Source organism: Pseudomonas sp. BF-RE-22, from assembly GCF_019956155.1.
GTDB classification, from domain to species: Bacteria; Pseudomonadota; Gammaproteobacteria; order Pseudomonadales; family Pseudomonadaceae; genus Aquipseudomonas; species Aquipseudomonas migulae.
In genome coordinates this window covers 12,388-27,081 of the sequence record NZ_JAHBDD010000052.1, presented here as the reverse complement: position 1 = coordinate 27,081, position 14,694 = coordinate 12,388, and the positions used below count along the sequence as shown (strand labels likewise).

General features: G+C 60.9%; 9 protein-coding genes. 1 reads left to right on the top strand and 8 read right to left on the bottom strand.

Features of this window, described 5'->3' with window-relative positions:
* Positions 1–269: 269 nt before the first annotated feature.
* Positions 270–1,892: an MFS transporter gene (locus tag KGA82_RS22400; RefSeq protein WP_223452564.1), complete on the bottom strand. Its 1,623-nt coding sequence runs from the start codon at positions 1,890–1,892 to the stop codon at positions 270–272.
* A 196-nt stretch (positions 1,893–2,088) separates the two neighbouring features.
* A complete protein-coding gene (locus KGA82_RS22395; RefSeq protein ID WP_223452563.1) occupies positions 2,089–3,735 on the bottom strand; it encodes a GMC family oxidoreductase in 1,647 nt (548 codons plus the stop codon).
* A 121-nt stretch (positions 3,736–3,856) separates the two neighbouring features.
* Between KGA82_RS22395 and KGA82_RS22390 the strand changes: the two genes are divergently transcribed.
* Positions 3,857–4,753, top strand: a complete 897-nt coding sequence (locus KGA82_RS22390; RefSeq protein WP_207284451.1) for a LysR family transcriptional regulator — start codon at positions 3,857–3,859, stop codon at positions 4,751–4,753.
* Positions 4,754–4,861: 108 nt separating this feature from the next.
* Here KGA82_RS22390 and KGA82_RS22385 read toward each other — a convergent pair whose 3' ends face one another.
* The 6 genes from KGA82_RS22385 to wecB form a co-directional block, all read right to left on the bottom strand.
* Entirely contained in the window at positions 4,862–5,962 is a 1,101-nt protein-coding gene (locus tag KGA82_RS22385; protein ID WP_223452562.1) for a DNA alkylation repair protein, read from the bottom strand.
* A gap of 75 nt (positions 5,963–6,037) precedes the next feature.
* The gene (locus KGA82_RS22380) at positions 6,038–7,114 is read right to left on the bottom strand and encodes a sensor domain-containing diguanylate cyclase (protein WP_207284449.1); all 1,077 of its coding nucleotides are present in this window, start codon (positions 7,112–7,114) and stop codon (positions 6,038–6,040) included.
* Positions 7,098–7,976: a DUF4434 family protein gene (locus tag KGA82_RS22375; protein ID WP_223452561.1), complete on the bottom strand. Its 879-nt coding sequence runs from the start codon at positions 7,974–7,976 to the stop codon at positions 7,098–7,100. The genes KGA82_RS22380 and KGA82_RS22375 overlap by 17 nt, the downstream gene beginning before the upstream one ends.
* Positions 7,976–11,140, bottom strand: coding sequence for an NfrA family protein (locus tag KGA82_RS22370; protein WP_223452560.1), 3,165 nt, complete (start codon positions 11,138–11,140; stop codon positions 7,976–7,978). The genes KGA82_RS22375 and KGA82_RS22370 overlap by 1 nt, the downstream gene beginning before the upstream one ends.
* Positions 11,137–13,311 (bottom strand): cyclic di-3',5'-guanylate-activated glycosyltransferase NrfB, encoded by a 2,175-nt coding sequence (nrfB, locus tag KGA82_RS22365; RefSeq protein WP_223452566.1) that lies wholly within the window; start codon positions 13,309–13,311, stop codon positions 11,137–11,139. The genes KGA82_RS22370 and nrfB overlap by 4 nt, the downstream gene beginning before the upstream one ends.
* Positions 13,308–14,462: a non-hydrolyzing UDP-N-acetylglucosamine 2-epimerase gene (wecB, locus tag KGA82_RS22360; protein WP_223452559.1), complete on the bottom strand. Its 1,155-nt coding sequence runs from the start codon at positions 14,460–14,462 to the stop codon at positions 13,308–13,310. The genes nrfB and wecB overlap by 4 nt, the downstream gene beginning before the upstream one ends.
* Positions 14,463–14,694 lie beyond the last annotated feature (232 nt).

Sequence of the window (14,694 nt, the reverse complement as noted above, 5' to 3'; positions counted from 1 at the left end):
CGAGAGGCCGAGTGGAGGTTCTGCGCAGTGGGCAACCCGGCATGGATGCCGGGTTAGCCGCGCACGGCCAAGGATGGCCGATCGCGGCGGGCCCACGGAGCAGGACCGGAGCGAGGGCATGCCGAGCCTAGGCGAGGCACCGAACGAAAGGGGCAAGAGCCCTTGGTTACTTGGGGCTTTTCCAAGTGACTCGCCGTAAGGGCGAAACCGCCAGCAGCCATCACCGAAATAACGGACATGCCCCCAACCGCCCAAACACCAACCAACCCTCAGTTAGTATCCAGATCCACGTTCTTGGTCTCACGCAAACAGATCATCCCCACCACCAGGCTCACCGCAGTAATCACCACCGGGTACCAAAGCCCATAAAAGATGTCCCCGGTGTACACCACCAACGCAAACGACACCGTCGGCAAGAACCCACCAAACCACCCGTTGCCAATGTGATACGGCAGGGACATCGAGGTATAGCGAATGCGCGTCGGAAACAGCTCGACCATCAACGCCGCCAGCGGCCCGTAGCACATGGCCGAGATGATGATCAGCGCGACGATCAGCGCCACGATCATCGGTTTGTTGATCAACTGGACGTCGGCTTTTGACGGATACCCGGCCAGGGTCACCGCACCTCGCAGAGCCGCTTCGTCAAAGCCTTCAAGCCTTACGTCACCGACGCTGACCTGCACGCCGCTGCCGGCCGGGGCCGCTTCGCTGCTGTAGGGCAGGCCCTGTTTCACCAGGAAGGTTTTGACCTTGTCACACGGGCTGTCAAATTTCGCCTTGCCCACCGGATCAAACTGGAAGGTGCAGGTCGCCGGGTCGGCCAGTACGGTAATCGGTGCCTGACGGCTGGCCTGGTCGATCGCCGGGTTGGCGTAATGAGCCAGGGTCTTGAAGATCGGGAAGTACAGCGCGGTGGCCAGCAACAGGCCGATCATCAGCACCGGTTTGCGCCCGACCTTGTCCGACAGCCAACCGAAGAAAATGAAGAACGGCGCGCCGATGATCACGCTGACGATCAGCAGGCTGTTGGCCAGGGCCGGGTCCATTTTCAGGAACTGGGTGAGGAAGAACAGCACGTAGAACTGCGCCGCGTAAAACGTCACCGCTTGCCCGGCGTTGATGCTGAACAACGCGATCAGCACGACCTTGAGGTTTTCCCATTTGCCGAAGGAGTCACGCAGTGGCGATTTGCAGAGCTTGCCTTCCTCTTTCATTTTCACGAACGCGGGCGATTCGTGCAGGCTCAGGCGAATCCAGGTCGAGATGCCCAGCAGCACGATGGAAAACAGAAACGGAATCCGCCAGCCCCAGACTTCAAACTGGTCACCGGTGAAGTAGCGGCAACCCAGCACCACGAGCAACGACAGCAGCAGGCCGAGGGTCGCGGTGGACTGAATCCAGCTGGTGTGGAATCCGCGTTTGCCGATGGGCGCGTGTTCGGCGACATAGGTCGCAGCGCCGCCGTACTCACCGCCCAGGGCCAGGCCCTGAAGCATGCGCAGCACCACGAGGATGATCGGCGCGGCGATGCCGATGCTCGCGTAAGTCGGCAGCAACCCGACGCAAAACGTCGCGACGCCCATGAGGACGATGGTGGCGAGGAAGGTGTATTTGCGCCCGATCATGTCCCCCAGCCGCCCGAACACCAGCGCACCGAAGGGCCGCACGATAAAGCCGGCGGCGAACGCCATCAGTGCAAAAATGAACGCGGTGGTATCGTTGACCCCGGCGAAAAACTGTTTGCTGATCACCGCCGCGAGGGCGCCGTAGAGGAAAAAGTCGTACCACTCGAACACCGTTCCCAGTGACGAAGCGAAGATGACTTTGCGGGTGTCACGGCTGGCATCGGTGCTGCGCGTGATGTCCAGAGATTGAACGTGTTCTGACATATCGGTATCCCTCACAGTGATTGTTTTTGTTGTTCCACTGTCGGCACATGCTTTGTGGGCGGGTGCCGCTACTGTCCGTGCATCGGGTGACATCGATGTTGATTGATCCGCCGCTATCGCCAGCAAGCCGGCTCCTACAGTTGATCTTTGTCGTTCATATTTCTTGTGCCCTACCTACAAGTTTTGTGTTTGGAGGTCAGGCATTGCTCACCAGTTCCATCGGTGAAGTCAGGCTCCTTGTGGCGGGGTTGAGGATGAGTTGTGCGGTCTTTTCGGCAATCATCAGCGTCGGCGAACAGGTGTTGCCCGAGGTGATGCGCGGCATGATCGAGGCGTCGGCGATACGCAGGCCGGGAATGCCGTGGACTTTCAATTCGGCATCGACCACCGCGTCCCCGTCGTTGCCCATGCGGCAGGTGCCGACCGGATGGAAAATCGTCGTACCGATTCGCGCGGCGGCTTCGTGCAGTTGTTCTTCGCTCTGCAAACTGTCGCCGGGCAGGTATTCCACCGGTTTGAACGCTTGCAGGGCGGGCGCGGAAACGATGCGTCGGGTCAGGCGGATGGCATCGGCAGCGACGCGCAAATCTTCCGGATGGCTCAGGTAATTGGGTTGAATCAGCGGCGCGTCCTGCGGGTTGGCCGAGCGAATGTCGATTCGCCCACGGCTTTGCGGACGCAGATCGCAGACCGACGCCGTGAAGGCCGGGAAGGCATGCAACGGCTCGCCGAAACGCTCCAGCGACAGCGGCTGCACGTGGTATTCGAGATTCGCCGAAGTCTGCTCCGGCCCGGAGCGGGCAAACGCACCGAGCTGACTCGGCGCCATGGACAGCGGGCCACTGCGGTCATACAGATAACGCAGCCCCATGCCGATCTTGCCCCACACACTGCCGGCGATCTGGTTCAGGGTACGCGCGTTTTGCAGTTTGTAGATCAGCCGCAGTTGCAGGTGATCCTGCAAGTTGCTGCCCACACCGGGCAGCTCATGGGCCACACCGATGCCCAGTTTTTCCAGGAGCGGGCGAGGGCCGATGCCGGAGCGTTGCAGGATGCTCGGCGAACCGACGGCACCCGCGCAAAGGACGATTTCCTTGCGCGCCTTGAAGGTTTTCGCCTGACCCTGCCAACGCGTACTGACCGCCGCCGCGCGGCCGTTTTCCAGGAGCACGCGGTCGACTTCAACGTCGGTCAGCACGGTGAGATTGGGACGATGGCGGACCGGTTTGAGAAATGCCTTGGCCGCGTTCCAGCGAATCCCGGCCTTCTGGTTGACCTGAAAGTAGCCGCAGCCTTCGTTGTCGCCCTGATTGAAGTCATCGATGCTGGCGATGCCGCTTTGTTCGGCCGCGCTGCGGAAGGCGTCGAGAATCGGCCAGGACAGTCTCTGGCGCTCGATCCGCCATTCCCCGGCGGCGCCGTGAAATTGCGAGTCGCCGGCAAAATGATTTTCGCTCTTCTTGAACAGCGGCAGCACATCGTCCCAACGCCAGCCGGGATTGCCATCGGCTGCCCAACCGTCGTAGTCGCCGGCCTGGCCGCGCATGTAGATCATGCCGTTGATTGAGGAACAGCCGCCGAGCACCTTGCCGCGCGGGTAACTCAGGGCGCGACCTTGCAGGCCTGCTTGCGCTTCGGTCTTGAAGCACCAGTCGGTGCGCGGGTTGCCGATGCAGAACAGGTAACCCACGGGGATGTGAATCCATGCGTAGTTATCGCGACCGCCGGCTTCGAGCAGCAGCACCCGGTGTTGCGGGTTGGCCGACAATCGATTGGCCAGCAAACATCCTGCCGGCCCGGCCCCGACCACGATGTAATCGTATTCATCAAGGGAAGTCTGCATCCCTGACCTCGTATTGTTGTTCTTGTTGTCGATCATCCTAGTTGTTAGCTTTCGTCAAAAGAATGTTAGTTTTTGCGCAGCCGCTGTGCGTTTTTAAACAGCGTATCCCTAAGGACGGTTCATGTTCGATTGGAATGACCTGCGGTTTTTTCTCGAATTGCAGCGCAGCGGGCGTTTGCTCACTGCTGCCCGCCGTTTGAACACCACCCACGCCACCGTGGCCCGGCACATCGAGGCCATCGAAAAAAGCCTCGGCACGGCGCTGTTCGTCCAGCACGCCCAGGGTTATGAATTGACGCCGGCGGGTGAAGCGCTGCTCAAGCACGCTGAAGCGATGGAAAACGTCGCCTTGCTGGCCCAGGAAGAGATCACCCAATCGACGGCGCCGCTGGGCAAGATTCGCGTTGGGGTGACCGAAGGCCTGGGCATCATGTTCCTCGCCAGTCGCATGAACGGTTTGTTCGAGCGCTATCCGGGGCTGGAAGTGGAGCTGGTGGCGGTGCCGCGATTTGTCAGCATCCTCAACCGCGAAGCGGAGATCAGCATCCACCTCGAACGCCCCGCAGCCGACATGCTGGTCACGCGCAAACTCACCGACTATCGCCTGGCGCTGTATGCCAGCCAGGCTTACCTCGACAGGGCGCCACCGTTGCGCAGCCGCGAAGACCTCGGGCGCCATGCGTGGATCGGCTATGTCGACGACTTGCTGTTCAGTCAGGAATTGATGTTCCTCAACAGCTTCTGCCGCAATCCGCAGGTGGTGTTCCACAGCACCAGCGTGATCGCCCAGCAACAGGCGGCGCGCTCGGGGTTGGGGATTGCGGTGCTGCCGTGCTACATGGCCAGTGCCGACCCGCAGCTGGTGCCGCTGTTGCCGGATGAAAGCATCCAGCGCAGCTACTGGATCAGCACTCGTCGCGAGCTGCACAAGTCCGTGCGGTTGCGGGTGTTGTGGGATTACGTGGTGGAGTTGTGTGAGCGAGAACAGGATCTACTGCGAGGCCCCGATCCCTTGTAGGAGCAGCGGTGCGGCGATCCGACTTGCCCGCGAAGAGGCCCTTGAATCTTGCATCAATTTCAAAACCGCCTTCGCGGGCAAGCCTCGCTCCTACAGTTGATCGCGTGTTTAGGGGAGGATTTCGAAGGCCGTGCTGGCGAGGCGTTCGCCGTTCACCAGGACGTGCACCGCGTGTCGGCCGGCGTAGTGCTTGCGCGTGGTGAGTTCCTTGATGTGCTGACCACGGCTGAGGAGGGCGGTCGCATGGCCGGGCAGCGTCAATGTCTTGAGCTTGAACACCTTCGCCGACGTGCTGCCATTGGCTTTGACGTAATCGATGGCGTAGTCGATCACCAGGCGCTGACTGTCCTCGACCGTGGATTTAACGCTGAAGGACAACGTGACTTTCTCCCCCAGGCCAATCACCGCCGGTTCAACGTTCACATCAATGATTTCGACCTCGGGCTTGCCGCCCGCGCCAATAATCGCCAGCGCCCGCTGGTTGCCCTGTTTGATCAGGCTGCGTAGCGCATGTCTGGCGATCCACGCGGTGTGCCTGTTCTCCAGCGACCAGCCTTCGATCAGGTCCAGCACCCACTCGGGATGGTCCTTGGTGATGTCGTTGAGGTGGTTGGCCACCGACTTGCGCACATAAAGGCTGGCGTCCGCCTTGAGGTTGTCGAGGATCGCGGCGGCGAGGCTCGGGTCGGCCTGAATCTGCTCCAGGCGAAATGACCACGGCAGGCGCGGGCGACAGCCTTCGCTGGCCAGGCGCCGGACATGTTCGTTTTCATCCAGTGACCAATCGTGCATCACGGCCAACGCGCGCTTGAGGTCACTGCGCAGGAAATAGCGGATCGCGAATTCAGCAGAGCCGAATGTAGTGAAGTATTTGAGCGCAGCCATGGACGGTTCGAAAGCATGGGCGCCGTAAGTCGCGACGTAATGCGGCAGCGAGATGCTGACGAAGCCGCTGTTCAGGCGCGGGGCGAGGGCGCGCAATACCTCCAGCGACTCATCAAAACCCAGCGGCAATACCGCGTGCAGAGATTCGCTGACCCGGGCCATGCGCTGCATGATCGACAGCTCGGCCAGTCCCTCGTTGGCCAGTTTGAGGAAGGCTTTGGCGTTGAAGTCGGGGTAGACCGCGGTCATCTCGGTAGCGATGTGCTTGAGGCGCTCGGCGTTGAAGATTTCCTTCAAGGCGGGGGCGGGTTGGTCAACGGCCATTGTCGATTCCTTTGAAATCGTTATTTATCCAGGTACACCGCGTTATCCAGGCGAGCTTGCTCGCGAATACGCTCATCACTGATGAAACGTATACCGATCCTTCCCCGAATGTTTTGACTCATACAACGCCTCATCCGCTTTCACCAGCGCCTGATTCAGCGTGTCGCTCTCCGCGACCCGCGCCAGGCCAATGCTGATGGTCACCGGGTGCAGGGTGGTTCGTTCGCGGACCACCCTGCACAGATCGCCGGCCAGGGCGGCGACGTCTTCACGGCGCACACCGGCGAGGTAAATCGCAAACTCTTCACCACCCAGTCGCGCGTATTCAAAGTCGGCCATCACCGCTTTGATGTCCGCGGCAACGCGCTTGAGCACCTCGTCGCCAATGTCGTGGCCGAACACGTCGTTGACCTTCTTGAAGTTGTCGATATCGATCATTGCCAGGTAATGGTCGGATTCCCGTGGCGCGGCTTGCAACTGTTTGTCGGCGCGTGCCATGAACGAGCGACGGTTGGGGATCTCGGTCAGCGTGTCGATGTAGGCCTGATCCAGCAGCAGGCGGGACATGATGAAATTGTAGAGTTTGGCCTCGCGTAATTTCAGGAAGCAGTAGACGGTCATCGCACAAAGAAAACCGGCGTAGCAGACCGTCATCATTCCCCGCAGCTCAAGCACGTGAAAGTGGGTGTCGTAGAACGGGTTGAGCAGCAGCCAGGTGATGATTTGCGCGCCGTAGAAGGACCAACGACTCAGCGGCAAAACCGACGCGCTGTACAGCGTGCTCGCAGCGGCCAGTACCAGCCAGGCAGGCTGGAAATCGGCGGGCAAGCCTTCGATCACCAGGCGAATGCCCAAGGTCATGGCGAAGACGAACATCAGGTTCAATACGTGGAAATGCCGAGCCTTGCGGGTGAACAGCAGCACAATCGCCAGGATCGTGAAAACCCCGAGAAACAGCATCGACAGCCAGGTAAAACCCTGGCCACCGATGAAGCTGACAATCAGATCGAAGAGCACCCAGATAACGATGCTGGCGACATAAATCAGCAGGCAGAATTTATGCAGCCGCTCGAATTCATGCTGGATGAATTCAGCCTTGAGTGCCGCCGGCGCGGCTTTTTTCAGGACTTCATCTTCAATGGTTTTGTACATCGCCGACCTGTTGCTTGCGCTGGTTGTCGAGAATCACCTTGCCCCACGGTCGATAACGCAGGGAAAACACCGCCGTCGGATGGCAACCTGCCGAGGAGGCGTCCGGGGCGGCCGGCTCTGCGCGGAACGGTTGGCCTTCGGCGCTGACTTGCCGGAACGCTTCGCGCACGATGCCGACCGGGCAGGGCAGCGCGCTGGCGTAGCCGTTGCGCACCAGTGGCGGTAAACGCCCGGTGCCCGCGCCGTCCTGCCACCACACTTGAACGCCCACGCTCGTCAGCCCATCGAGCCACTGCCCATTGACCTGTGGCGCAAGTTTGCCGGCCGTGAAGGCGCTGATGTGCAGCGGTGCGTCCAGTTTGCCGACGAAATCCTTGAGTTGGCGCTGCAGGGTTTGCCGTCGCTCGACCGCCAGGAAGTGAAAGTCATCGAGCTCCATCGGCAGGTACCAACCGCTGACCGGCAACTTCCAGTCCTGGCGCAGCCGCTGTTGCTGGGCCAGCGACTGCCCGAGTTGCACTTGCCAATAAGCCGCGAGCCCGGCGCTGTCCAGCTCATCGATACGCTGGTAATAGGCCGGGTCCATATTCAGGCCCAGTACCAGTTTCAGGCCTTGCTCGTGGGCCAGTTTCAAACTGTTGGCGAGCCAGCCATCGACGCCACCGAAGTTTGAATCACCGTACGCCGTCCATTGCACGATGACAGTCTGCACGCCGTGTTGAGCGGTGTCCTGCCAGATCCGTTGCCATTGCGCCTGGCTCAGACTGGCGTCGACGTTCAGGGGTTGGTAAAAAATCCGCTCATCGGCGCGGGCCATTGTGCTGCTCAACAACAGGCAAAGAACCAGGAGAAAACGCGTCATCAGAAATTCAACTCCACACCCAGCAACACACCGTTGCCGCCTTCATACAGGTTGCCGCTCAGGGATTGCTGATACTCGGTACGAACCGTCAGGTGCGCGCGGTAAGCGTTGTAGATGTCGTCGTCGAACCACCATTGCCAGCGCAGGCCGATACCGGTGCGCAGGTCCTGGCGCCAGTCATTGTTCGGGTCCTGGCTGGCGAACTCGAGAAAGCCGTACGGCATGACGGTTTGCGCGCCGTTGAACGGCAACTTCCAGGTGTGACCTTGCTGGAAGCGCGACAGCCATTGGTGATCACCGGCCTTGGTCCACCACGCGGCGTCGAGGTAGAGGAAACGTTCCTCCCAATCGTTTTCATCAATGCGCCAGTCGTTGCGGAACCGTCCCTGATCAAGAAACGAGGCCGTGGCGCGCAACAGGTAATCAGTGCTGGTGTGACCGTCCTGGCGGTGATCGTTGAACTGGTCGGCGAGTTTTTCAGGAATCAGCAATTGGCCCAGGCTCAGGCGCTGATTGTCGTTGTCATCGAACGAACTCTGTTTGTAGAGCTCGCCGTAGAAGTTGATGTTCGCCGTGCCCCAGGGCTTGTAGCGCAGACCCACGCCGGTGCCGAGGGATTCGCCGTAACTCGATCGACCCTGACCACCAAGCAGTACGCGGCCATAAACCGATAACGTGCTGCCGGCGCGGCTCGGCTCTTCACCGAGCGCATGGTCCCAGATCGCCACTTGTACGTTCTGTGAGGTGGCGCGTCGTGAGCTGTCGCGCAGGGTGCCGTTGGGGCGGAAGCTGTCGTTGGTCGAGACGCCGGCCGGTGACCAGGTGCTGGCCAGCGTGCGGCTGTCGCGACGGGACAGGGTTTCGTGAGCACGGCGCTGGCGATAACGCCTGGCTTCCATGCTGCCGTCTTCATCGTCGGCGGCTACCGGGTGCTGTTCCAGGTCAATGACCCGGCGCAATTCCTTGCGTGCCGCCGCGCTGTCCTTCACTTCGTCATAACGCAGCGCCAGGGTTTCGCCGAGGCGATAGTCTTCCGGAAAATCACGGGTGGCGCTTTGCAGATAAGGGATGGCGTGGGCGCGCTGTTCCCGGGTGTCGGCCCCCGCCAGACGCATGCCGTAATCGGCGCGATAGCGCGGGTTGTCCGGTTCGCGACGCACGGCTTCGGCGAGCCACGCGGTGCTTTGTTCCAGTTCGCCGGCCTTTTGCGCGGTGACCGACGCTGCGTAGAAATTCCCGGCATCCGGCGCCTGCTGCAAGGCTGAACGCTGACGTTGCAATGCTTCGAGATGATCGCCGCGCGCGTCGGCAATCGCCGCGCCCAGCGCCCATTCATTGGCCCCACGTGCGCGACTGTGTTGCCAGTAACGTTCTGCGAGCTGCGTGTCGCCTGCGGTGAGGGCGCTGCGGCTGGCCGTCAGCTTGGCGTTATCGCTCAACTCAGCCTCCGGCAGGCTGCGCCAGATGGCCAGGGCACCCGCCGAATCACCGGACGCTTCCAGCGCATACGCCAGTGGCAGACGACTGCCACGGTCGCCGAGTTTTTCCGCGGTCTGGTAGTAGACGACGGCTTCACCCGGCCGATCCGGCATGGCGCAACGGCCCAGGGCTCGATAGTCGCCTGCGACCTGCGGGTGCTCGCCAATGGCTTGTCGTACCGCGTCGCACTGACCTTTCTCGGCCAGTTGCGCCAGCAGTTGGCCGCGTGTGGCGGGATCGACGCGATTGAGCAGCGACACCATGCGTTTCTGCTGCGCCGGGGTCGGCGTCGACGAGGCATAGAGCCCCGCCAGCCGTTGCAGCAGGGCAACGGGCAACTTGCCGCCATGACGGTCATAGGCGTTTTCGAGCCACTGTTGCGCGTGTTCGCGCTGGCCGGCATTCAGCGCCAGATACGTTGCCTGATTGAGCGAGCCGAGGTTGCCGGTCTGCTGGTAGTGTCGCTCCCAGAGTGTCGCGGCTTCTGAATTTCGACCCAGGGCTTGCACCAGTTCGGCCCGGCGTTTGACCACGTCAGCCGTCTGTGGCTGGCCGGCGAGCCAGGCCATGACCTTGTCGCTCTCGCCCTGGTCCTGCCAGATGTCCAGCAGCCGTGCCTGGCGGCGACTGTCCCAGGGTTCGGGCAGGCGCGTGCCTTGCAGCAGCTCGGTGTCTTGCAGGCGCTGGGCCAGAATCAACCATTTTTGCGGGTCATCGTTCGGCTGGCAGCCACGCAGCTGCGTGCGTGCGGCTTGCGGATCGCGACCGGACAACCATTCGGCCGTCTCCAGGCACGGGCGCTGCAATTCGCCACTCAAGCGTTGCACGGTCGGTACATCGCCGCTTTGTCGAGCCAGTTCCCACAGGCGCTGGCGTTGCGCCGGATCCGCCAGGTCGCTGGCGGGCAATGATTGAATCCAGCGTTGAGCCAGTTGCACTTGGCCCATGGCGATCGCCCGATCGATCATCGCAAGGCGTGCCTTGCGCGCGGCTTCGGGTGACGGGGCTTGCTGCAGCAATTGCTGCAAAGGCTGTTCGTCGAGCCGCTGCACATAGGCATTGGCCAGTCGCTGCCAGCCTTCGGCGTCCAGTTGATCGCTGGCGGCCAGTGGCGCCAGTTGCTCGATGGTGCCGTTCCAGTCGCGCAATTGCTCGGACCAATTGGAGCGGGCCAGTTGCAGGATGTTGTCGTCACCCTTGGGCGTCAGTTGTGCCAGCCAGTCGTGAGCCCTGCCGGCGCCACCAAACTTCGCGAGGCTCAAGCTATAGGCCTGCCACAGGCGTACCCGCTGACTGAGGTTGCTGTTGGCGATCCATTGTTCTACTTGCTCGCTGCCCGGAGGGTCCTGTTCGATCCAGGTCAGGCGCAGGTTGAGCAGGGCGTCGTTGTTGTCCGGGTTGTCCGGCAGCGCCTGCACGGCATCCTTGTACCGTCGTTGCTTGGCCAGCGCTTCCACCAGCAGGGCGCGGGCTTCATCGTTTTTCGGCACCTTGACCAGCAGGTGGCGCATCAGCCGTTCGACTTCGGCCCAGTTGCCCTTTTTCGCTTCGCGGTAGCTGCGATCCATGTAGGGGAAACTGCGAAATTGTTCGAACTCGGTCAGCGGTTCAGCCTGTACCCATGAGCTGGTCGCCAGGCTCAGCAACAGACTGCCGATGAGGAGGGCATGACGATCAGGCTTCATGCGACCTCCCGGACAATGCGGAAGGCCGCTTGCTGTTCACTGGCTTGGTCGGCCAGGGCCTGTTCGAGCACTTCCTGCGTGATCATGCCGCGCGAGATGAGGTGTTCACCCAAGGACATGTGCTCGGCATCGAAGTCGATCAAAGCCTGATTGAACAGGCTCGGCGGGACCATGCCGCGCACTTGCAGCAGATTGCCCAGCAGCACCTGGTGATGGCTGACGCGTTCGAGCAAGGCTTCATCGTCCTGATGACGCTCAAGCACTTCGAGCATGTGGTGCACTTCCTTATTCTGGCGAGGGCTGGCGTACCAGTAGCGGATACCCAGCGTGACCCGGCCCTGAGGCGCAAGACGGCAGCGTACCGGGCGTTTCAATTGACGGCTGATGGCACCGAGGGAGACCTGGCTCACCGGTCCTTCGGAGGCCAGCACCAGGGTGTTGCCTTCCTCGGCCACCGGCAGCACGCCGTAGTGGGAGGCGATCTTGCGCGGCACGGCGTCGATCAGGCGCTTGTCGAGTTTGAACGGGTTCAGTGGCGCCCATTCGAGATCCAGCTGCTCGGCGAGGGTTTCTACCAGTTGTGTGCTGTCGATGTGTTCACGCAGCAGCAGTTCGTGGCCCAGACGCCGGCGTATCGGGTTGGTGATCGCCGCTTCCAGTTGCTCTTCGGTGAGCAGGCCTTTTTCCACCAGGCGATGACCCAGCGGCGTGCGCTGGGCTTTGGTCAGGGCCGGGAATTCGTGAGTGGTCTTGTCCCACGCCACGCGGCGCGAATCACCCATTTCCATGACCTGGCGCAGCGCCCGCACGTTGGCGAAGAAGTTGATGAAGTTGCTCCATATCATGCGCGGTGCCGACAACAGGCCTTCGACGAGCCCGTAGTAACGGGTGACGAACCAGCCACGCTGGAACAGTCGATTGATCAGCATCAAACCGTTGAGCCACAAGAGCGCAGCGAGCACCGGGCTGTTGGACAGGATCGACGGATAGCGCCAGGCGGTCGGTGCTATCACCGTCATCAGCCACATCGCCAGCAGCACGATGCATAACAGGTTCACCAGGAAACTCAGCAGGTAAGCGATCATGCCGCGACGGTCGCGCCAGAGGAAATAGTTGAGCACGCCCGTGGGGCTCCAGCCGAGGTTCTTGGTGCCTTGAAAGACGATGCCGACAATCCAGCGCGATTTCTGGCGGATGGCATGCTGAAAGTCCCGGGGGAAATGCTCGCGAACGCAGATGACCTGGGAAAACACGCGGTCCATGCCGAACGCCCAAGGCTGTTCGAGCGCCAGTTTCGGGTCGGTCACCGAGTAACGGGCAAAGATGCACTTCATGCCTTTTTGCTTGAGGCGGAAACCGATGTCGTAGTCTTCGGTCAGGCTCTGCACGTCGAAGGCGATGCCGTCACCGTCTTCGAGCAGGGCGCTGATGGCTTTACGGCTGAAGCAGGTGCCGACCCCGGCGCTGGGCACCTGGCCGGTCATGGCTTCGCGGACGATTACATCCTTGCCATGGTTCTCGGCGAACTCGTCGACGTAATGCCCGGCGGTGAAGCCTCGCCACTCCGGCGCATAGGGGTAGACCGGAATCTGGATCAGGTCCTTGGCCGGCAGCAGGTAGTTGAAGAGGCGCAATTCCATCGGCGAAATCACGTCTTCGGCATCGTGCAGAATGAACCCGGAAAACTGGATTTTCGCCTCGCTTTCAAAGCGCAGGATCGCGTCGATGATGTTGTTCAGGCAGTCGGCCTTACTGGTGGGGCCGGGGCGGGCGCAGACCACTTTGTGCACGTTGGGGTAGTGCTGGCAGACCGCATCGACGTCGGCCTGCGTCTCGGCATCGTTGGGGTACGTACCGACGAAAATCTGATAGTTCTCGTAATCGATGGTCGACGCCGCCAGGCGCGCCATTTCACCGACCACACCGACTTCGTTCCACGCCGGAACCATGATTGCCAGGGGTTTTTCGGCGATGGCGTACAGGCGCTCTTCATCCGCGCGCTTGAATTTTTCGTAGATCCGCCAGCGCCGGACCAGCTTGCGGCCCCAGTACACGAGGTCGATGAACAGGTCATCGAGCCCGAGGAGGAACATCAAAAACGCCAGGGTGATCGCGAGGTATTTGAGACCGAACAGAACGTAGGCAAAAAAATCGACAAAACCGAAACTCATCGTGCTTTGACCGCCGCCGAGCGCACGCTCAGCCACTCGAACAATCGAGTGCCGATGCGTTCGCTGGCGTGGCCGTCGCCATAGGGGCTGTGAATGCGGCTCATGCGTTCGAAGTGAGCCTCGTCATCCAGCAACCGACTGGCTTCCTTGACGATGCGGTCGGTGTCGGTGCCCACCAGCAAAACGGTTCCGCCTTCGAGCACGGAGGGACGTTCGGTGACATCGCGCAGCACCAGCAGTGGCTTGCCGATAGCAGGTGCTTCTTCCTGAATGCCGCCCGAATCGGTGAGGATGAAATGCGCACGGCCCATCAGCCAGACAAAATGCTGGTAGTCCTGCGGCGGCACGAGATAAATGTTCGGCTTGTCCGACAGCACGCCATACACCGCTTTTTGCACCTGCGGATTCAGGTGCACCGGGTAGACGAATTGCACCTGCGGGTAGCGCACGGCGAGGTCGGCGAGCGCCTGGCAGATGTTGCGAAAACCATCGCCAAAATTCTCCCGGCGGTGGCCGGTGATCAGCACCATGCGTCGATGGTCTTCAAGCACCGCCAGAGACGAATCGGCGGCAGGGTGCCAGTTGATTTCCTGTTGATGGGTGCGCATCCATAGCAGTGCATCGATCACCGTATTGCCGGTGACTTCAATGTTGGCTTTGGGCACGCCTTCACGCAGCAGGTTGTTTTCGCCCTTGGTGGTCGGTGTGAAATGCAGGTCGGCGATGACGCCCGTCAAGCGCCGGTTGGCTTCTTCCGGCCACGGCGCACGCAAATTGCCGGTGCGTAAGCCGGCTTCGACATGGCCGATGGGCAGTTGGCGATTGAAGGCGGCGAGGGCGGCGATGAAGCTGGTGGTGGTATCACCGTGAACCAGCACGATGTCGGGTTTTGTCCGCTCGTATGCCTGATCGAGGTTGATCAGCAGTTGTTGTGATAACCCGTTGAGGGTCTGGCCCTGGGTCATGACTTGCAGGTCTTCGTCGACCGTCAGTTCGAAGGAGTCGAGTACTTGCTTGAGCATTTCACGGTGCTGGCCAGTGGAGCAGATGTTCAGTTTGACCCCGGGCCATTGACGCAACACCCTGGCGAGTGGCGCCATCTTGATAGCCTCCGGACGCGTACCGAAAACCATCATGACGTTGAAAGACATTGACCCCTCCTGGGAATGTGACAAGGCTCTGGCTCAAGGCCAGCAGCGCTTGACTGCCTACTGAGATATAAATGAAAGCAGCCGGATCGGAGCTTGTCCAATTCGGTTCGGCGCTTGATTGATGACAATCAATTGCAGCGAATGCTCTGTCGATAATGGCTTTTGGACAGCAGTTTCCTTAAACGTTCAATCCAGTGCAAAGAAGGTCGCAGCGAGTCGGTTTTGGTCTCTT